Origin of the sequence: Nocardia sp. No.11, from assembly GCF_038752175.1 — a bacterium.
Classification (GTDB): Bacteria; Actinomycetota; Actinomycetes; order Mycobacteriales; family Mycobacteriaceae; genus Nocardia; species Nocardia canadensis.
Window position 1 is genome coordinate 20,139 of record NZ_JBCGFB010000051.1, and the last position, 21,625, is coordinate 41,763.

Below are 21,625 nucleotides of genomic sequence, written 5' to 3' on the forward strand. Positions count from 1 at the left end.
TCAGTCCTCTGAGGAGTTGTGGTAAGCCAGATCGATCAGGTCATCGATGTCGAGGTCGTCGATCGACTCCTCGGTGATGGGCTGATCGGGCTCGTCGTGGCTGTGCTGACCCTGGGCAAGATGCAGGAGCGCGTCCAGCAGGCCCGCGTCGCGCAGCCGCGCGAGGGGGATGGTCTGCAGGGCCCGGCGGATCTCGGCATCGGGGTGATCGGCGTGCGGTTGCCGGTCGGTCAGCTCGTCGTGGAGGTACTCGGCGAGCGCCGCGGGTGTCGGGTAGTCGAACACCAGCGTCGCGGGCAGTGCCAGACCGGTGGCGGTCTTGAGGGCGTTGCGGAACTCGATCGCGGTGATCGAGTCGAAGCCGAGTTCGTTGAAGGCCCGATCCGCGTCGACGGCGTGGGCGTCGCGGTGGCCCAGGGTCGCGGCGACCTGACCGCGGACGATCTCGACCAGCACGCCGTGTCGCTCGCCGTCCGGGGTCTCGGCCAACCGGGCGCGCAGCCCGGCGCTCGCGTCCACGGCTGCGGTCCGGCGTGGCGCGGTCAGCCCGGCCAGCAGGGCGGGGGCGAAGCCCGCGTCGCGCATGGTGGCCAGGTCGAGCCGGGCCAGGATCGGGGCCGCCGTGTCGAGGCGGGTCGCGGCGTCGAACAGGGCCAGGCCCTGCGCTCGCGACAGCGGCAGCATGCCCGTGCGGGTCATGCGCAGCCGATCGACCTCGCCGAGTTCGCCTGCCATGCCGCCGTCCCACAGCCCCCAGGCCAGGGACTGACCCGGTCGGCCGGTGGCCCTGCGGTGCGCCGCGAGCGCGTCGAGGGTGGCGTTGGCCGCGCCGTAGTTGCCCTGCCCGGTATTGCCGAACGCGCCTGCCGCCGAACTGAACAGCACAAAGGCTTTCAACGGCAGGTCGCTGGTCAGCGCGTGCAGGTGCAGCGCGGCGTCGACCTTGGGGGCGAGGACGGTGTCCATCCGGTCCGCGGTGAGCGAGGCGACGGCGCCGTCGTCGAGGACGCCCGCGAGGTGGAACACCGCGACGAGCGGGTGCTCGGCGGGAATGTCGGCCAGGACGCGGGCGAGCGCGTCGCGGTCGGCGACGTCGCACGCGTCGATGTCGACGTGCGCGCCCGCGCCCTCGAGCTCCGCCCGCAACTCGGCGGTGCCGGGCGCGGATTCGCCCCGGCGACTGAGCAACCGGAGTCGGCGGACCCCGTGCGCATCCACGAGATGCCGGGCGAACATCCGACCCAGTAGGCCACCGGCACCGGTGATCAGCACGGTCTCCTCCGGCGCGACAGCGGGACTCGCGACCGTGCCGCTCGCGGCGGCACCGAGGCGGGCCAGCCGTGCGGCGGTGACCTGCCCGTCGCGCACCGCGACCTGCGGTTCACCCGTGGCCAGGATCCCGCCCAGCAGCCCGTCGAGATCGGCGTCCGCGTCGATCGAGACGACCCGGCCGGGGCTCTCGGACTGCGCCGAGCGCACCAGGCCACCGACCGCCGCGCCGGCGAGATTCGTGATGTCCTCCCCGGCGACGGAGACCGCTCCCTCGGTCCGGACGACGAGCACCGAATCCGCGAACCGTTCGTCGCCGAGCCAGGTGTGCAGCGCCGACAGGACGAGATGGGTCGCGGCGCGGATGTCGGCAGGTTCGTTGCCCGCCGGGCAGTCCAGGACCGCGACCGCCGGCACCTCGACACCGAGGTCGGTCCACGCGACAGCGTCGATCTCGGTGCGCGACACCGCGATCGGCGTCCACTCGACCCGGAACAGCGCGTTACCCACGGTAGCCGCGCCCGCCGTGAGCTGGGCGGGATCCATGGGCCGGGACGCCAGGTGACGCACGGTGGCCACCGGCGCGCCCCACTGGTCGGCCAGCTCGAGCGTGGCGCCGTGGTCGCCGACCCGGGTGAGCCGGACCCGGACGGCGGTCGCTCCGGCCGCGTGCACGGTGACACCCGACCATTCGAACGGCAGCGCGATGCCGTCCGTGGGCAGGTCGGCAGCGGCGAGGAGCGCGTGCAGGGCCGAGTCGAACAGCGCCGGGTGGATGCCGAAGCCGTCGGCGCCGACCGATTCGGGCAGCGCGACCTCCGCGAACACCTCGTCCCCGCGCTGCCATACCGCGCGCAGGCCCTGGAAGAACGGGCCGTATCCGTAGCCCGCGTCCAGCAGGTCGTCGTAGACCGTGTCGAGCGGCAGGGGCTGGGCGCCGGCGGGCGGCCACGCGGTGAGCGCGGTGGTGGGGACCTGCGCGTCGGTCGCGAGAAGGCCCTCGGCGTTCAGGGTCCACGCCGCGTCGCCGTCGTCCGGACGGGAGAAGATCCGCACCGCACGCTGTCCGGCGGGGTCCTGGTCACCGACCACGAGGCGCAGTGCGAGACCACCGGTCTCGGTGAGCACCAGCGGTGCCTGCAGGACCAGCTCGGCCACCGTCGAGCAGCCGACCTGCTCGGCGGCGTGCAGCGCGAGTTCGACCAGCCCGGTGCCGGGAAACACGACGGTGTCGAGCACCCGGTGGTCGGTCAGCCACGGCTGCGCCTGCGCCGACAGGCGACCCGTGAGGGTGACCGCGTCGGAATCGGGGTGCGTGATGACCGCCGACACCAGGGGGTGGCCGGTCGCCAGCAGTCCCATGGATCGGGCGTCGCCCACGGCGGCGCCTTCGGTCATCCAGTAACGGCGACGCTGGAAAGCGTAGGTGGGCAGGTCGATTCGCCGTGCGCCGGACCCGGCGTACAGGGCGGACCAGTCCACCGGCGTGCCGGCGACGTGCAGCCGGGCCAACCCGGTCAGCAGGGTCGACGGATCGGCGTGCTCGCGGGCGCACAGCGCGACCGTCGTCGCGGTGTCGAGAGCTTGCGCGACCATCGGCGTGAGCGCCGCGTCGGGCCCGATCTCGGCGAACCGGGTGACCCCCAGCTCGGCCATCGTGGCGACCGCGGCGGCGAAGCGCACCGTGTCGCGGACCTGCCCGACCCAGTAGGCCGGGTCCGACATCTCGTCGCCGATCCGAGCACCGGTGACGGTGGAGACCACGGGCACGTTCGGCCGGCCGAACGTCAAACCTTCGATTACCGAGGCGAAGTCGGCCAGCATCGGCTCCATCAGCGCCGAATGGAACGCGTGCGAGACCCGCAGCCGGTGGGTCCGCCAACCGTTTTCGGCACAGCGCTGCACCACCGCGGAGACCTCGGCGTCGATGCCGGAGAGCACGATCGAGGACGGGCCGTTGACCGCGGCGATCGACACCCCGTCGATCAGCAACGGCAGCACATCGGCTTCCGGCGCGCCCACCGCGACCATCGCGCCGCCGGTGGGCAGCGCCTGCATCAACCGGCCACGCGCCGCGACCAGCACGCACGCGTCGTCGAGCGACAACACCCCGGCCACGTGCGCGGCCGCGATCTCACCGATCGAATGACCGGCCACCACCTCGGCCCGCACACCCCACGACTCCAGCAGCCGGAACAACGCCACCTCGAAGGCGAACAGGCCCGCCTGGGTGAATACCGTCCGGCCGCTCAGCTCCTCGTCACCCAGGGCGACAGTCAGCGAATCAGGCTGTCCCAGCAGTGGTTCCAGTCGAGCGGCGATGCCGTCGAAGTGCTCGGCGAAGATCGGGTAGCCGCGCAGTCCGGCGGCCATGCCCGCCCACTGCGCACCCTGCCCGGAGAACACGAAGCCTGTCGAACCCGACACCACCCGGCCGCGCACCACCCGCGTGGGCTCGGTGCCGTCGGCCAAGGCCCGCAGCTCCGCAGACCGGTCGGCGCGATCTCCGGCCAGCACGACGGCCCGATGCTCGAAGACGCCGCGCGTCACGGCCAGCGAGTAGCCGACGTCGATCGGGTCGAGATCGTCCATTCGGGCGACGAGCCGAGCGGCCTGATCGGCCAGCGCCGCACCGCTGCGCGCGGACAGCACCCACGGCGTCGGGCCGTCGGGCCGGTCGGTCGGCGTGGTCGAATCCGCCACCGGCGGCACCTGTTCCACGATGACGTGTGCGTTCGTGCCGCTGATGCCGAACGAGGACACCCCCGCGCGCCGCGGCCGATCCAGCGCGGGCCACTCGACCGATTCGGTCAGCAGGCGGACATGTCCTTCGGACCAATCCACCTTGGTACTGGGCTGATCCGCGTGCAGAGTGCGCGGCAGCACCCCGTGCCGCATCGCCATGATCATCTTGATCACGCCACCCACACCGGCCGCCGCCTGCGCATGACCGATGTTCGATTTCAGCGAGCCCAGCCACAACGGACGATCCTCGGCGCGATCCTGGCCGTAGGTGGCCAACAGGGCTTGCGCTTCGATCGGATCACCCAACGTCGTTCCGGTGCCATGGGCTTCGACGACGTCGACCTCGACGGCCGAGACTCCCGCATTGGCTAGCGCCTGGCGGATCACCCGCTGCTGCGAGGGACCGTTGGGCGCGGTGAACCCATTGGACGCACCGTCCTGGTTGACCGCCGAACCCGCGAGCACCGCCAGCACCTGATGGCCGTTGCGGCGAGCGTCGGACAGCCGCTCCAGCACGAGCACGCCCGCGCCCTCGGACCAGCCGACACCATCGGCGTCGTCGGCGAACGACTTGCATCGCCCGTCCGGTGACAGCCCGCGCTGACGGCCGAACTCCAGGAACATGTCCGGGGTCGCCATCACGGCCACACCACCGGCCAAGGCGAGTTCACACTCTCCCGACCGCAGCGACTGCGCCGCCAGATGCAGCGCGACCAGCGACGACGAGCACGCCGTGTCCACCGTGACCGACGGCCCCTCCAGCCCGAACACGTAGGAGACCCGGCCCGAGACCAGGCTGCCCGCGGCGCTGCTGCCGGTACCGGAGCCCTGCGCGTAGTCGTGGTACATCACGCCGGTGAACACCCCGGTCGCGCTGCCCCGCAGCACCGCCGGATCCAGACCGGCGCGCTCGAGCGCCTCCCACGAGACCTCGAGCAGTACCCGCTGCTGCGGGTCCATGACGGTGGCCTCGTTCGGGCTGATCCCGAAGAAGTCCGCGTCGAATTCCGCGGCGTCGTAGAGGAATCCGCCGCGGCGGGTGTAGGTCTTGCCCGGCTTGCCGGGTTCGGGGTCGTAGATGCCGTCGAGGTCCCAGCCGCGATCGAGCGGCATGTCCCCGGTGGTGTCGCCGCCGGAGGTCACCAGCTGCCACAGGTCCTCGGGTGAGGCGACGCCGCCCGGGTAGCGGCAGCTCATGGCCACCACCGCGATCGGCTCGTCGTCGGCGCGGACCCGGCCGACCACGCGTTCCTCGGCCGCCCCCGTGCCGGTGAGCTGGGAATCGAGGAACTCCGCGACGATCCCCGGAGTGGGGTAGTCGAAGATGAGCGTGGCGGGCAGGTGCAGACCGGTCGCCGCGTTGAGCTTGTTGCGGAACTCCACCGCGCCGAGCGAGTCGAAGCCGAGCTGCTGGAACGGCCGATCGGCGACGACGGCCTCGGCCGAGGCGTGCCCGAGGATGTCGGCGGCCACCGACCGGACCAGGTCGAGCAGGGCGCCGCCGCGATCGGCATCGGAGAGCCCGGCGAGCTTGCGCAGGAACGCCTGGCCCGCCGCCGTGCGGGTGGGACGACGTGCCGGGGCCGGTGCGATCGCGCGCAACAGCGCCGGGATCTGTTCGTCCCTGGTGCGCAGCACAGCCGGATCGACGCGCAGGGGTACCAGCTGGGCGGTGTCGGTGGCGATGGCCGCGTCGAACAGCGTCAGCCCCTCCGCCTCGGTCAGCGGCGGGAAGCCCTGCCTGCGCATCCGGTCGAAGTCGGCCTCGGACAGTTCGGCGCCGAGCCCGGTGGCGCGTGCCCACATGCCGTAGTCGAGCGCGATCGCGGGCAGGCCGAGCCGGTGCCGGTGCGCGGCGAGGGCGTCGAGGAAGACGTTGGCCGCCGCGTAGTTCGCCTGCCCGGCGGGCAGGACCAGGCCGCCGGCCGAGGACACCAGGACGAACAGCGACAGCGCGCGCTCGGCGGTGAGTTCGTGCAGATGCCAGGCGGCGTCGGCCTTGGGCCGGAACACCCGCTCGATCCGCTCCGGAGTGAGCGCCTCGATCAGCCCGTTGTCGGCGGTGCCCGCCGCGTGCACCACACCGACCAGCGGATGCTCGGCGGGCACCGAGTCGAGCAGGGCGGCCAGGGCGGCGCGGTCGGCCACATCGCACGCGGCGATGGTGACCTCGGCGCCGAGTTCGACCAGTTCGGAACGCAACTCGGCCGCACCGGCCGCGGTCGCACCGCGCCGCGAGGTCAGCAGCAGGTGCCGAACACCGTGCGCGGTGACCAGGTGCCGCGCGAACACCGCGCCCAAACCGCCGGTGCCACCGGTGATCAGGACCGTGCCGGTATCGAGCGACCGCGTGATCGTGCCGGCGGTCTGGCGGGTCAGGCGCGGGACGAGCAGCGTCGTCGCGCGCAGTGCCGCCTCGGGCTCCCCGGCCGCGACGGCCGCCGCGATCCGGACGGGGTCGGGATCGGCATCCAGGTCGAGGAGCTGGAAGCGGCCGGGGTGTTCGGCCTGCGCGGCGCGCAGCAACCCCCACACCGGCGCCTGCACCGGGTTCACCTCGTCGGCATGGACCGCGTGTGTGGTGAGCACGACCAACCGCGCATCGTCGCAGCGGGGATCGGCGAGCCACCGCTGCACGGTGTCGAGGACACCGGCCAGGGCCGCGCGAGCCGCCTCCGGCACCGCGCCCTCGGGGTCCGGCGCGACGAGCAGCACGAGCTCGGGGATCACCGGCTCTTGCGTCGCGTCGAGATCGGCGAGCAGGGCCGGGAGATCCGGGTACCCGCGTACCTCGCCCGTGCTCGAGGCACCGAGCACCGCGATGCGCTGCGGTGCGACCGTCGCCGTCGGCATGGCGACCGGCACCCAGTCGACGGCGAACAGCGATTCCGAGATCCGGTCCGCACCGAGTCGTTCGGCCGAGACCGGGCGCGAGATCAAGGCGCCCACCGACAGCACCGGCTGTCCCTGGTCGTCGGCGATCTGCAGGGCATACCTGGTGCCGTCCAGCACGATGCGAACGCGCACCGCGGCGGCACCCGCCGCGTGCACGACAACCTGGTTCCAGGTGAACGGCAGTGCCGGGAAGCCCTCGACGCCGCCGCGCAGCCCGTGGATGATCCCCGCGTGCAGCGCCGAGTCGAAGAGCGCGGGATGGATGCCGAAGCCCGCGGCATCGCGCGGATCGGACAGCGACACTTCGGCGAACAGCTCGTCGCCACGCTGCCAGGCGGCCTGCAAGCCCTGGAAGAACGGGCCGTATCCGTAACCGACATCGAGCAATTCGTCGTAGGCGCGGTCGACGTCGATCGGCCGCGCGCCGGCCGGGGGCCAGGCGGTCAGCTCGAAATCGGCGGTCGTGTCCGCCGGTGCCAGCACGCCTTCGGCGTGGCGGGCCCACGGACCGTCGACGCGGTGCCGTGAGTACACACCGAGCCGTCGGCGGCCGGTGTCATCGGCGGCGGCCACGACGACCTGCACCGCGACACTGCCGTCGGCCGGCACCGTCAACGGGGTGTGCAGGACGAGTTCGTCCACCATCGGACAGCCGAGCAGTCCGCCGACATAGCCGGCCAGCTCCACGAAGCCGGTGCCCGGTAGCAGCACGACACCGAGCACGCTGTGATCGGCCAGCCACGGCACGGTCGCCGGGGACCAGCGGCCGGTGAAACTGATTCCGCCCGACTCCGGATGTGCCACCACGGCGCCGAGCAGCGGATGATCCACCGTGTCGAGACCGACGGAGGTGACCCCACCCAGCTCGGCGCCCAGCCACGATGTCGCCAGCGCCTGCTTGGCATCGAGCCAGAACCGCTCGTGCTGGAAGGCGTAGGTGGGCAGGTCGACGCGGCGCGCACCGGTACCGGCGAACACCCCGGCCCAGTCCACGACCCCGCCGGAGACGAACAGACCCGCGACGCCGTTCAGCACCGACGACGCGTCTGCGCGGTCGCGGCGCGCCAGCGCCACCACCGTCGCGGCGGTGTCGTCGACGATCTGGGTGACCATCGGGGTGAGCACGGCATCGGGTCCCACCTCGGCGAACCGCGTGACCCCCAACTCGGCCATGGTGGCGACCGCGTCGGCGAACCGCACCGTCGCCCGGACCTGCTCGACCCAGTAGGCCGGGTCCGACAGCTCGTCCTCGACCCGGCGTCCGGTCACGGTCGACACGAGCTCGATGCTCGGCCGCGAGAACCGCAATTCCCCGACCACCGCGGCGAATTCGGCGAGCATCGGCTCCATCAGCGTCGAGTGGAAGGCGTGCGAGACCCGCAGCCGATGGGTACGCCATCCGCGCTCGGCACACACCTCGGCCACGGCCGCGACGGCATCCCCTGGACCGGACAGCACGACAGCGCCGGGGGCGTTGACCGCGGCGAGGGATACCGACTCGCCCAGCAGGGGCGACACCTCGGCTTCCGGCGCACCCACCGCGACCATCGCCCCGCCCGTGGGCAGCGCCTGCATCAACCGGCCGCGGGCCGCCACCAGGGCGCAGGCGTCGCCGAGGGACAACACGCCCGCCACGTGTGCGGCGGCGATCTCACCGATCGAATGACCGGCCACCACATCCGGGCGAACGCCCCAGGATTCGAGCAGACGGAACAGGGCCACCTCGAAGGCGAACAGGCCCGCCTGCGCGAACACCGTCCGGTCGACCGCCTCGTCGTCCGCGAGCGCGTCCACCAGCGAAAACGACTGTTCCAGCAGCGGATTAACGCCCGTGACGATCTCGTCGAAAGTCCGCGCGAACACCGGATACGCGGCACACAGCTCGGCCGCCATACCCGCCCACTGCGCGCCCTGACCGGAGAACACCAGACCTGTGGCGCCCGCCACCGCCCGGCCGGTCACCACACCGGCGGCGGCCGAACCGGTGGCCAGCGCCGCGATTCCCGCCCGGAGACCAGCCGCGTCCTCGGCCAGGACCACGGCGCGATGCTCGAACACACCGCGCGTGGCGACCAGCGAGAACCCGACATCCTGTGGAGTGAAACCGAATTCATCCACCTGCGCACCCAACCGCGCGGCCTGCGCGGCGAGGGCTTCGTCACCGCGCGCCGACAGCACCCACGGCAGCAGCCCCGCGGCAGCGCCGGGCGACACCGAATCCGCCACCGCCGGAGCCTGTTCCACGATCACGTGCGCGTTGGTGCCGCTGATGCCGAACGAGGACACGCCCGCGCGACGTGGCCGATCGACCTGCGGCCATTCGACCGCCTCGGTCAGCAGTCGCAGGTGTCCCGCGGACCAGTCCACCTTGGTGCTGGGCTGGTCCACGTGCAGCGTCTTGGGCAGCACACCGTGCCGCATGGCCATGATCATCTTGATCACACCACCCACACCGGCAGCTGCCTGCGAGTGCCCGATGTTGGATTTCAGCGAGCCGAGCCACAGTGGACGATCCTCGGGGCGGTCCCGGCCATAGGTGGCCAGCAGGGCCTGCGCCTCGATCGGATCACCCAGCGTCGTCCCGGTGCCGTGCGCTTCGACCACGTCGACCTCGACCGGCGAGACCCCGGCATTGGCCAGCGCCTGCCGGATCACCCGCCGTTGCGACGGACCGTTCGGCGCGGTCAGACCGTTCGACGCGCCGTCCTGGTTCACCGCCGACCCGGCGACCACCGCCAGCACCGGATGACCGTTGCGGCGCGCGTCCGACAGCCGCTCCAGCACGAGGACCCCGACACCCTCGGACCAGGCGACACCGTCGGCGGCATCGGCGAAGGACTTGCTCCGCCCGTCCGGCGCCAGCCCCCGCTGACGGCTGAACTCCACGAACGTCTCCGGCGTGGCCATCACCGCGACACCACCGGCGAGCGCGAGATCGCACTCCCCCGAGCGCAGCGACTGCGCCGCCAGGTGCAGCGCGACCAGCGACGACGAGCACGCGGTGTCGACGGTGACCGACGGCCCTTCCAGGCCGAACACATACGACACCCGGCCGGAGGCGAGGGAACCGGAGTTCGCGTTGACCGGATAGTCGTGATACATCATGCCGGTGAAGACGCCGGTCGCGCTGCCGCGCAGTACCGCCGGATCCACCCCGGCCCGCTCGAAGGCCTCCCACGAGCTCTCCAGCAGCAGGAACTGCTGCGGGTCCATCGCCGCGGCCTCGTTGGGGCTGATGCCGAAGAAGGCGGGGTCGAATTCGCCCGCGCCGTGCAGGAATCCGCCCTCGCGGGTGTAGGTGGTGTTGGGCGTCTCGCCGGTGGGGTCGTAGATCCGCGCGGTGTCCCACCCGCGATTCACCGGGAACTCCGTGACCGCGTCGACGCCGTCGGCGACCAGTCGCCACAGCTGCTCGGGCGTGCTGACGCCGCCCGGGTAGCGGCAGGCCATACCCACGATCGCGATCGGATCGCCGTCGACGGCCCGGTCCGCGACGACCGCGATCTCGGTGGCCGTGCCCAGGAATTCCTCGGCCAGGTGCTCGGCCAGCGCCTGCGGTGTCGGGTAATCGAAGACGACCGTGGCGGGCAGGGCGAGACCGGTGACGGTCTTGAGCCGGTTGCGCAGCTCGACCGCGCTCAGCGAATCGAACCCGAGATCCTGGAAGGCCCGGCCGGGATCGATCGCGGCCACGCTGTCGTGACCGAGCACGGCCGCGATGTGCGTGCGCACGGTGTCGAGCACCAGCTGCCGTTGCCGGTCGATGTCCGCCCCGGCCAACCGAATCCGCAAGTCCGACACCATTGTCGAGGTGGCGGCGCGGCGCGGCGCGGGCGCCAGGTCGCGCAGGAGCGGGGGCAACAGCCCGGCCTCGGCCTGGGCCCTGATCGCGGCGGTGTCGAGGACGGCGATCACCGCATGCGGTGCGCCGTGGGCGATGGCCGCGTCCCATCCGGCCAGCGCCTGCGCGTCCGGCATGGCGGTGAATCCGCTGCGGCTCATCCTGGCCACGTCGGTGTCACCGAGCTGCCCGGACATCCCGCTCGAGCGGGCCCACAGCCCCCACGCCAACGACTGACCCGCCAGCCCGGCGGCCCGGCGATGCGCCACCAGCGCGTCGAGGAAGGTATTGGCGGCGGCGTAGTTGCCCTGCCCGGGTCCGCCGACGGTGCCCGAGGCCGAGGAGAACACCACGAACGCGGACAGGTCCAGGTCCGCGGTCGCCTCGTGCAGATACCAGGCGGCATCCGCCTTCGGCGCCAGAACGGTGTCGATCCGCTCGCCGGTCAACGAGGCGATGACCCCGTCGTCGAGGACACCGGCGGCATGGATCACCCCGGTCAACGGCCACTGCTCGGGCACCTCACCCCGCAGCGCGGCCACGGCGGCGGCATCGGTGACATCACATGCCAGCACCCGCACCTGGACGCCGGACTCGGCCAGCTCGGCACACAGCGCCGCCGCGCCGTCCGCCCGCGGACCCCGACGGCTGACCAGCAGCAGCGACCGCACCCCGTGCTCGGCCACGAGGTGGCGCGCGATCACGCCACCGACACCACCGGTGCCACCGGTGATCAGCACCGTTCCCTCGCCGAAGGCGGTGGTAGCGGCGGTACTCGTAGTGTTCACGCCGGTGCGCCGGGTGAGTCGGGCGGTGTGGGTGACGCCCGCCCGGACGACGACCTGGGGTTCGCCCACGGCCAGGACGGTGGCCGCGAGATGCTCGTCGACGACGGTGTCCGCGTCGACCAGCACGATCCGGCCGGGATCCTCCGACTGCGCGGAGCGCACCAGGCCCCATACAGCGGCACCGGGGAGGTCGAGGAGGTCTTCGCCGGGAAGCGCGATCGCGCCGCGCGTGACGATCAGCAGGGTGCTCGTGGCGAAACGGTCCTGTGCCGGCCACTGCTGGATCACGGTGAGGATCCGGGCGAGTTCGGTGTGGGTGGTCGCCACCGTGTCCGCGCCGGTGCTCCCGGTCCCGCCGGCTCCGGCGTCGACGACAACCACCGGCGGGACCGGCGACGCCGCGTCGAGCCGCTCCCATCGGCCGATGGTCGCGGGTGTCGTGGCGGGTTCGGCCGTGACCGGTGACCAGGTCAGTTCCAGCAGCGGCGCGGCGGGTTTGCCCACGCCGGCGGTCAGCTGGTCGAGCGGCGTCCGCCGGGTGGTCAGCGTTCCCGACAGCACGGGCAGGCCCTGCTCGTCGGTCGCGGTGAAGGCCACCGATGATCCCGTCGAGGCCAGCCGCACGCGCAGCACGGACGCGCCGGCCGCGTGCAGCGAGACCGACTCCCACGAGAAGGGCAGCACCACCTGTCCGGCGGGGATCGCGAACGGCGACCGTGCCGCATCGGCAGCGCTGTCCATTACCCCGGCGAGCAGACCGGCCTGCATGGCCGCGTCCAGCAGCGCGGGATGGATACCGAATCCTTCCGCGCGGGCGCCGGTCTCGGCGTCGACGGCGACCTCGGCGAAGACCTCGGCACCGTGGCGCCACAGCGCGCGCACGCCCTGGAAGGCCGGACCGTACTCGTATCCCCGCGCCAGCAGCTCGGCGTACGCGGACTCGACGTCGACCTCGGTCGCGGCGGGCGGCCAGGTCGGCGCGGCGGTCAGGCTCGGCGCCGGCTCCCCGGCGAGCAGACCGCGCGCGTGCAGCAGCCACTGTCCGTCGCGGTCGTGCTCGCCACGCGAGTAGATCGAGACCGACCGGTGCGGGGCGTCGTCGTCGGCCCCGCCCACCACCACCTGGACCTGCACCCCACCCGCGGCGGGCAGCAGCAGCGGGGCCTGCAAGGTCAGTTCCTCGACCACCGGATATCCGGCCTCGGCACCGGCGCGCAGCGCCAGCTCCACGAATCCGGTACCCGGCAGCAGGACCGAGCCGGCGACCACGTGGTCGGCCAGCCACGGCTGAGTCGCGACCGACAGCCGCCCGGTCAGCAGGACACCGCCGGATTCCGGTTCCGACACCACCGCGCCCAGCAGCGGATGGCGCACGGCACCCAGCCCGGCCCACGCGACGTCGGCGGCACCGGCCGAGGTCTCGAGCCAGTAGCGACGGCGCTGGAAGGCATAGGTGGGCAACGAGACCCGCGCGACCGGCCGCGCGGCGAAGAACGCCGCCCAGTCGACGTCGACGCCGACCGTGTCGACACTCACCGCGCAGCGCACGAACTGTTCGACCTCGGCCTGTCCGCGCCGCGCGCCCGCGACCACCAGTGACCGCGCCTCGATCTCGTCCGGCAGGCACTGCCGGGTCATCGCGGACAGCACCGCGTCCGGGCCGATCTCCACGAACCGGCGCACGCCCGAGGCCACGAGCGTGTCCACGCCGCGGCCGAACCGCACGGCCTCGCGCACCTGCCGGACCCAGTAGGCGGGCTCGAGCACCTCGTCACCGGCGAGCTCGCCGGACAGGTTCGAGACCAGGGGAACCTGCGGACGCCGATAGGTCACGCCCCGGGCGACGGACTCGAATTCGGCCAGCATCGGGTCCATCCGAGCCGAGTGGAACGCGTGCGACACCGTCAGCCGCGAGGTCTTGCGGCCGCGGTCGGCGAACAGCCGCTCGAGCGCGGTCACCGCGTCTTCGTCACCGGAAACCACCACGGCGGTCGGCGAATTCACCGCCGCGACGGACACCGTGTCCACAGAGGCGGTCAACACCTCGGCGACCTCGGCCTCGCTCGTCGCGACGGCCAGCATGGCGCCGCCTTCCGGCAGCCGCCCCATGAGACGGCCACGCGCCGCCACCACCCGGCACGCGTCCGGCAGCGACCACACGCCGGCCAGGTACGCGGCGGTCAGCTCACCGATCGAATGACCGAGCAGCACATCCGGTGTCACCCCGACGGATTCCCACAGGCGGTACTGCGCGACTTCGTAGGCGAACAGGGCGGGCTGGGTGTACTCGGTGCGATGCAGCGAGCCGTCGGCGCAGTCGAACATCAGCTGCCGCAGCGAGACTCCCAGCAGCGGATCGAACTGCGCGCACACCTCGTCCAGCGCGGCCGCGAACACCGGGAACGCCGCATACAGCGCACGTCCCATCCCGTCCTGCTGCGCGCCCTGGCCGGTGCACAGGAACGCGGTCTTGCGCAGCACCGCCTGGCCCGTGGCCACCCCGGGCGCGGGCGAGGACTCCGCCAGGGCGGTCAGTCCGGCGAGCATCCCGTCCCGGTCGGCGGCCACGAACGCACCGCGCCACTCCAGCCGGGCACGCGTGGTCGACAGCGAGTATCCGAGATCGTCGACCCGCAGTGCGGGCTGCTCGGTTACCCATCGCAGCAGCTTGGCGGCCTGATCACGCAGGGCCGGAGCGGATTTCGCGGACAGCAGCAGCGGGGTGACACCGAGCGCCACGGCGGGCGGCGGGTCCTCGTCCGACGGCTCGACGGCGATCTCGACCGGAGCGGGCGCCTCTTCCAGGATGACGTGGGTGTTGGTGCCGCTGGCGCCGAACGAGGACACACCCGCACGCCGCACCCGCACGCCGGCGGGCCACGGCTCCGCCTCGGTGAGCAGCCGGACCGTCGCGGGCGACCATTCCACCTGCGGGGTGGGCGCGTCGACATGCAGTGTCGGGGGCAGCATCTCGTGCCGCATCGCCTGCACCATCTTGATCACGCCGCCGACGCCCGCCGCGGCGGAGGTGTGGCCGATGTTCGACTTGAGCGAACCGATGCGCAACGGTTCGCCGGTGCGATCGCGGCCGTAGGCGGCGATCAGGGCCTGCGCCTCGATCGGGTCGCCGAGGGTGGTGCCGGTGCCGTGCGCTTCGACGGCGTCGATGTCGGCGGGCGTCAGCCCGGCGTTGGCCAGGGCCTGGGCGATCACCATCTCCTGCGAGGGACCGTTCGGCGCGGTCAGCCTGCTGCTGGCGCCGTCCTGATTGACCGCCGTACCGCGCACGACCGCGAGGATCGGGTGGCCGTGGCGGCGGGCGTCGGAGAGCCGCTCGACCACGAGCATGCCCAGGCCCTCGGAGAACCCGGTGCCGTTCGCCCCGGCCGCGAACGCCTTGCAGCGCGCGTCCGGTGACAGCGCCCGCTGGCGGCCGAAGGCGATGAGCAGGGTGGGATCCGACATCACGGTCACGCCACCGACCAGCGCGAGCGATGTATCGCCCTGCCGCAGCGCCTGGCACGCGAGGTGCAGGGCGACCAGTGAGGACGAGCAGGCGGTGTCCACCGACAGCGCCGGACCCTTGAGGCCGAAGGTGAACGACACCCGCCCGGACAGCACGCTGGCCGAAACACCGGGATAGGCATGACCTTCCGCCTCGGCCGTCAGGCCGGGCGAACCCACGCGCGGACCGTAGTCCTGATGGATCACACCGGCGAACACGCCGGTGTCGCTGCCGCGCAACGACACCGGGTCGATGCCCGCGTCCTCGAGCGCCTCCCACGCGGCTTCGAGGAACAGCCGCTGCTGCGGGTCCATCGCTTCGGCCGCGCGCGGGCCGATCCCGAAGAAGGCGGCGTCGAAGTCGCCCGCCGCGTCCAGGAACCCGCCCTCGCGGGTGTAGATGCTGCCCGCCGCGTCGGGGTCGGGGTCGAACAGGCGCTCGAGGTCCCAGCCGCGATCGGCCGGGAACGGGCCGACCGCGTCGGTGCCGGTCGCGACGAGGTCCCACAGCTGGTCCGGGGTCTCGACACCGCCGGGATACCGGCAGCTCATGCCCACGATCGCGATCGGTTCGGCGGCCCGTTCCTCGAGCTGGTCGATGTGCTTCTTGGCGGCGCGGAGGTCTCCGGTGAGCTTGCGCAGATACCGGCTGAGTCGTTCCTCGTTGCTGGTGCCGGGGTTGCTCATGCTGGGCCAAACTCCTCGTCGATCAAATCCAAGAGCTCACTGCCGGACGGCAGGTCGAGATCGTCGTACTCGGTGTCCGGCCAGCGGCCGGACAGGTAGGTGCGCAGGCGGTTGTTGACACCGCGCAGACCGGCGACGGTCTCGTCGTCGTCGCCCGCGGTAGCCAGGATCCGGTCGAGCAGCGACTCGAGCCGGGCGATGTCGTCGGGCGCCGCCGTTGGCGCGGCCGGTGCGGTCACCGTGGTCCGTGCCAGCAGGTAGTCGGCGAGGTCTGCGGCGGTCGGGTAGTCGAACGCCAGGGTCGACGGCAGCGACAGACCCGTCAGGTTCGCCAGCCGGTTGCGGAACTCGACGGCGCCGAGCGAGTCGAATCCGAGTTCGTCGAACCCGCGATCGGGGGCGATCTCGTCGGCCGAGGCGTAGCCGAGCACGGCGGCGACGGTCTCGCGCACCAGATCCAGGACGAGTCCGCGGCGCTTGGCCTCCGCCACCCCGTGCAGGCGCTCCCCGAGCGTGGGTTCGGTGCTCGTGGTCGCTGCGGCGCGGTCCCTGGTGCGGACGAAGCCGCGCAGGGCGCCGGGCACCGGGCCGGTGTGCGCTTCGATGCGGAGCTTGTCGGTGTCCAGGTGGACCAGGGCCTGCACCGGTTCGGCGCTGGTCAGCGCCTCGTCGAACAGGCGCAGGCCGTCGGTGCGGTCCAGCGGGGCCAGGCCGAGGCGTTCCATCCGGCTCAGGGCGAGCCGGTCCAGGGTGCCGGTCATGCCGAGGTCCGGCTGCCACGGCCCCCACGCCAGCGACAGCGCGGGCAGCCCCTCGGCCCGGCGCCGGATGGCGAGAGCGTCCAGGAAGCTGTTCGCCGCGGCGTAGTTGGCCTGCCCCGCCGAGCCGAGCACGCCGGCGATCGAGGAGAACAGGACGAACGCGGACAGCTCCAGGTCCCGGGTGAGTTCGTGCAGGTGCCAGGCCGCGTCGGCCTTCGGCGCGAACACCCGGTCGACCTGATCGGCGGTCAGGGCGTGGAACGTGCTGTCCGCCAACAGGCCCGCGGTGTGGACGACGCCGGTGAGCGGATGCTCGGCGGGCAGGTCGTGGAGCAGCTTCGCCAGCGCGTCGCGGTCGGTGACATCGCACGCGGCGATGCGCACCTCGGCGCCCAGCCCGGCCAGTGTCCGCGCGAGTTCTGCCGCGCCCTCGGCATTTTCACCGCGCCGCGACACCAGCAGCAGCCGCCGCACACCGTGTTCGGTGACCAGGTGCCGGGCCAGCAACGCACCCAATCCTCCGGTGCCGCCGGTGATCAGCACGGTGCCCGGACCGAAGGAGACCGGCGCGGTGGCCGGTGCGGTCACCGGTTCCAGTCGCGGCGCCAGGACGCGATCGCCGCGCACCGCGATCTGCGGTTCGCCGGTCGCGACCGCGGCCAGGATCGCGTCGGCCGAGACCGGTGCCGCGTCGGCGTCGACCAGGACGATCCGCCCCGGGTACTCGGTCTGCGCGCTGCGGATCAGGCCCGTGACCGCGGCCGCCGCGATCTCGGGCGTCTCCTCGGGCAGCCCGGCCGCCCGCCGGGTGACGACCACCAGCCGTGATCGGGCGAACCGGTCGTCGGCCAGCCAGCCGCGCACCGTGTCCAGCGCGGCCCGTACCCGGTCCCCCGTCAGCGCGTCCTGCGGCGCAGCCGCCGCTTCGGACCAGACGACGAGGTCGGGCACCGCTGCCGCCGCGGCGAGTGCCGCCAGATCCGGGTAGCGCTCGTCGACACCGAGGATCGGTGCGACACCGAGCACGGCGGCGCTGCCGGGCGGTGCGAGGCCGTCCGGCGTCGCGGCCGCGGTCCAGCGCACTCCGTATCGGCCTGCCCGGCCACCGGCCAGGTTGGCGCGGAACTGCTGGACGTCGTAGGAACGCATGACCACTTCGTCGATGGAGACGACCGGGTTGCCGTCCTGGTCGACGGCGACGACGGTGATGGTCTCGCTGTCGCGCTGGATGGCCATCACCCGCAGCGACGTCACCGTCGCGGTGGTGTGGAAGCGGGTCGCGCCCCAGCGGAACAGCAGTTTGCCCTCGGCGGGGTTGTTCGCTTCCGCGGACCAGATCAGGCAGACCAGTCCGGCGTGCATCACCATGTCGAACAGTGCCGGATGCAGCCGGAACCGGTCGACCGGGACCTCCGGGCTCAGGGTGACCTCGGAGAAGATGGTGTCCCCGGTGCGCCACGCGCCGTCGATCCCGTAGAACGACGGCCCGTATTCCAGGCCGGCCACCCGGCCCACCTGGGCCGGAATCCAGGCGGGATCGACGGGTGTGGCCCCGACCGGCGGCCACGGTTCGGCGCGCAGCATCGCCATCAGCCCGATGTCGGTGAGCTGATGACCGCTCAGCACGCCGCTGGCATTGCGCGTCCATGCGGTGTCGGCCGCGTCGGCGAGGCGGTAGTGGAAGGTGAACGACCGGCGGCCCGCCGAATCCGGTTCCCGCACCAGGACCTGGAGCTCCACGGCGCCCTCTGGCGGCGGCAGGATCGGCGCCTCGAGGGTCAGTTCCTCGACCGCGCCGCACCCGATGCGAGCCCCGGCGACCAGCAGCATCTCCATGAGCGCGGCACTCGGCACGAGCACGACGCCGTAGGTCATGTGGTCGGCGATCCAGGGATGGGTGCGCAGCGACAAGCGGCCGGTGAACAGCCACTCGTCGCGATCGGCCACCCGCACCACGTCGGTGAGCAGCGGGTGGTCCGCCGACCCCGTGCCGGAATCGCCCGGCGCTGGGTCGAGCCAGAATCGCCGATGCTCGAAGGCATAGGTGGGCAGGGTGACTCGGGCTGCGTGGCCCGCGGTGAACAGTGCGTTCCACTCCACCTTCGCGCCGGCGGTGTGGGCCTGGGCGAGCATGGTCAGGAACTGCTCGACCTCGTCGTGCTCGCGCCGGGCCGCCGCGGCCACCACCGCGCGCTGCTCGAGCTCGGCGGGCAGGCTCTGGCGGGTCATCGCCGCGAGGACGGCGTCGGGGCCGATCTCGAGGAATCGGCGCACCCCCGAGGTCACCAGGGTCTCGACGCCCGGCGCGAACCGCACCGCGCCGCGCACCTGCGCGGCCCAGTACGCGGGAGCCAGGATCTCATCGCCGGCGAGCGCGCCGGAGACGTTGGACACCAGCGGAATCCGCGGCGAGTGGTAGGTGACACCCGCCGCGACCGTCGCGAATTCGGCCAGCATCGNCGCCGGAGACGTTGGACACCAGCGGAATCCGCGGCGAGTGGTAGGTGACACCCGCCGCGACCGTCGCGAATTCGGCCAGCATCGGTTCCATCCGCGCCGAATGGAACGCGTGCGAGACCCGCAGCCCGCTGGTCTTGCGCCCCTGCTCGGTGAACAGCCGATCGAGGGCGTCGACGACGTCTTCGTCGCCGGAGATCACCACAGCGGCAGGCCCGTTGACCGCGGCGATCGACACCCGATCACCGAATTCCGCGATGGCCGTGACGACTTCGGCTTCGGTCGCGGCGACGGCCAGCATCACCCCGCCCTCGGGCAGCGCGTCCATCAGCGCGCCGCGGGCCGCGACGAGCGCGCAGGCGTCGTCGAGCGACCACACCCCCGCGACGTGCGCCGCGGCCAATTCCCCGATCGAGTGTCCGATCACCAGGTCCGGGACGAGCCCGAACGACGCCACCAGCCGGTACAGCGCCACTTCGAAGGCGAACAGCGCGGGCTGGGTCAGCCGGGTCCGGTCCAGGACCCCGCTCGCCGCGGCGACGCCCTGATCGTCGACCAGGCCTCCGGTGAACATCGCCTGCTTCAGCGAGCACCCCAGCAGCGGGTCGAACCGGGCGCACACCTCGTCGAGGGCGGTCGCGAAGACCGGGAACGCCTCGGCCAGACCCGCGCCCATGCCGACCCGCTGCGCGCCCTGACCGGTGAACAGGAACGCGGTCTTCCCGGCGCCGACCGTGCCGGACAGCACGCCGGTCGCGGCGGTACCGGCGGCCAGCTTGCCCAGACGGTCCAGCAGGTCGTCGCGGTCACGGCCGAGGACCGCCGCGCGGTACTCGTGCTGCGCGCGGCCCGTCGCGAGCGAGTACGCGACGTCGACCGGATCGGTGTCGGGATGCTCGAGCAGCCAGGTCCGCAGGCGCGCCGCCTGGGCCGCCAGCGCGGTCCGGCTCTTGGCCGACACCAGCAGCGGCACCGTGCGCGGACCATCGGCGGCGCGCGCGACGACGCTCGACCGGGTGGCGGGCGCTTCCTCGAGGATGGCGTGGGCGTTGGTCCCGCTGACACCGAACGACGACACACCGGCCCGGCGCACCGGCCCGCCCGCACGCCACGGTTCCGGCGCGGTCAGCAGGCGCACCGACCCCGCCGACCAATCCACATGCGGGGAGGGCACGTCCGCGTGCAGGGTGGCGGGCAGCGTTTCGTGCCGCAGCGCCTGCACCATCTTGATGACGCCGCCGACACCGGCCGCCGCGACCGTGTGCCCGATATTCGATTTGATGGAGCCGATGCGCAGCGGTTCGCGCTCGCCGCGGTCCTGGCCGTAGGCGGCGATCAGCGCGTTGGCCTCGATCGGGTCCCCCAGCGGGGTGCCGGTGCCGTGCGCTTCCACCGCGTCCACGTCGGCGGGGGTGAGTCCGGCACTGGCCAGCGCTTGGGCGATCACCCGCTCCTGGGAGGGGCCGTTCGGCGCGGTCAGCCCGTTGCTGGCGCCGTCCTGGTTGACGGCCGTGCCGCGCACCAGGGCGAGGACATCGTGGCCGAGGCGCCGGGCGTCGGAGAGCCGTTCCAGCACCAGCACGCCGACGCCTTCGGAGAACGCGACGCCGTCGGCCGCGTCGGAGAACGCCTTGCACCGCCCGTCCGGCGAGAGGCCGCGTTGCCGGGCGAAATCGACGTAGAGGTAGGGGGTCGCCGCGACGGTCACGCCGCTGGCCAGCGCCAGCGAGCTCTCGCCCTGGCGCAGCGCCTGGCAGGCCAGATGCAGGGAGACCAGCGACGACGAGCACGCGGTGTCCACGGTGACCGCGGGCCCTTCGAGTCCGAGGACGTAGGCCACGCGCCCGGAGATCACACTGCTGGTGGTGCCGGTGAGCCGGTAGCCCTCCAGGTCGCCGACCACCCGGTCGACGTAGCCCGAGGCTCCCGCGCCGGCGAACACGCCGGTATCGCTGCCGCGCAGGGAGATCGGGTCGATCCCCGCATCCTCGAGCGCCTCCCAGGAGACCTCGAGCAGCAGTCGCTGCTGCGGGTCCATCGCGGACGCCTCGCGCGGGCTGATCCCGAAGAAGCCGGGATCGAAATCGCCCGCGTCGTAAAGGAATCCGCCGCGATTGGTATAGACGGTCCCGGGCTTGTCGGGGTCGGCGTCGAGCAGGCGCGGCAGATCCCAGCTGCGATCGGCGGGGAATTCGCCGGTGGCGTCGATGCCGGACGCGACGAGATCCCAGAGCTGCTGCGGTGATTCGACGCCGCCGGGGAAGCGGCAGGCCATGCCGACGATCGCGATCGGCTCGTCGGCCCGTACCCGGCGCACGGTCTTGGCGGTGGGACCGCCGGTCGCCGGGGTGACGCGAGACCGCACCAGCTCGGCCACCGCCGTCGGGGTCGGGTGGTCGAACACCAGGGTCGACGGCAGTTGCAGGCCGGTGGCCTTGCCGAGCCGGTTGCGGAACTCCACGCCGCCGAGGGAGTCGAAGCCGATCTCGTCGAAGCGCTGGTCCGGCCGGATATCGCCGCCCGACTCGTGGCCGAGTACCGCGGCGGCCTGGGTCAGCACGACATCGAGGATCAGTTCGCCGCGACGCGCCTCGGGGACCTCGGCCAGCTGGGCAGCCAGGGCGCCGACCGGCGCGGCCGCCGCGTGCGCCGGGCGGGTCGAGCGTCGCACGTAGCCG

3 protein-coding genes are annotated in these 21,625 nt (G+C 72.6%); all 3 read right to left on the minus strand.

The window, feature by feature from the left end:
• Entirely contained in the window at positions 1-15,729 is a 15,729-nt protein-coding gene (locus tag V8688_RS17355) for a type I polyketide synthase (RefSeq protein ID WP_342801232.1), read from the minus strand.
• Positions 15,726-18,947: a type I polyketide synthase gene (locus V8688_RS17360; RefSeq protein ID WP_342801233.1), complete on the minus strand. Its 3,222-nt coding sequence runs from the start codon at positions 18,945-18,947 to the stop codon at positions 15,726-15,728. The genes V8688_RS17355 and V8688_RS17360 overlap by 4 nt, the downstream gene beginning before the upstream one ends.
• On the minus strand, positions 18,850-21,625 hold a 2,776-nt coding region (locus V8688_RS17365), incomplete at its 5' end, for a beta-ketoacyl synthase N-terminal-like domain-containing protein (RefSeq protein WP_342801234.1). The genes V8688_RS17360 and V8688_RS17365, both read right to left, overlap by 98 nt.